Origin of the sequence: Methylobacterium sp. WL18 (assembly GCF_008040015.1) — a bacterium.
In the GTDB taxonomy this organism is placed as follows: domain Bacteria; phylum Pseudomonadota; class Alphaproteobacteria; order Rhizobiales; family Beijerinckiaceae; genus Methylobacterium; species Methylobacterium mesophilicum.
In genome coordinates this window covers 1-837 of record NZ_VRVD01001112.1, presented here as the reverse complement: position 1 = coordinate 837, position 837 = coordinate 1, and the positions used below count along the sequence as shown (strand labels likewise).

Below are 837 nucleotides of genomic sequence, written 5' to 3'. Positions count from 1 at the left end.
GCCGACGCCTTCGCGTGCGACCCGGCCACCGGGCTCGTGACCTTCGCGGGCGGGCACGTCCCCGCCAAGGGCGCCGCCGTCACGGCGGGCTTCGCCTTCGACGTGCCGGTCCGGTTCGACACCGACGACCTCACCATCGACCTCGCAGCCTTCACGGCCGGCGAGATCCCCAAGGTGCCGCTGGTCGAGATCGTGCCGTGAGGGACGCAGATTTCGGATCGTCCGATCGGCCGCGAAAAGGCGCGGGTCCCCTCTCCCGTGCGGGAGAGGGACAGGGTGAGGGGTGCGACCTCTCCGGACAGACCTGACCCCTCACCCCAGCCCTCTCCCGCACGGGAGAGGGCGCGCGTCGAGCTCTGCAAAAGCTGTCGCGCCTCAAACTGGAGTCGCCCGTAGGTGCCTTAAGGGGAAAAAGATGCGCGATATTCCAAGTGCCTTTGCGGCCCATCTCGCGGGCGGCGTCACCACCCTGTGCCGGTGCTGGACCCTGCACCGGCGGGACGGCGTCGCGCTGGGCTTCACCGACCATGACCGCGACCTGACCCTCGCGGGCCTGGTCCACGCCGCCCGCACCGGGCTGGAGGCCGCCGAGGCCAGCGCCGAATCCGGCTTCGCGGTCTCCGGCGGCGATGTGGCCGGGGCGCTGAGTTCCCTGGGGCTGACCGAGGCCGACATCGCCGGCGGCCTCTACGACGGCGCCACGGTGGAGACCTGGCTGGTCGACTGGACCAATCCCGGGACGCGCCTGCTGCTCGATGTCGGCACGATCGGCGAGGTGCGCCGGGAGGGCGACGCCTTCGTGGCGGAGCTGCGCGGCCTCGCCCACCGGCTCGGGGC

At 72.2% G+C, this 837-nt stretch carries 2 protein-coding genes; both read left to right on the top strand.

The window, feature by feature from the left end:
- Positions 1–201: DUF2460 domain-containing protein (locus tag FV228_RS31220; protein WP_187277992.1), on the top strand; the 201-nt coding region annotated here is incomplete at its 5' end.
- Positions 202–415: 214 nt separating this feature from the next.
- Positions 416–837 (top strand): DUF2163 domain-containing protein (locus tag FV228_RS31215; RefSeq protein WP_147857918.1); only part of this gene is annotated, 422 nt, incomplete at its 3' end.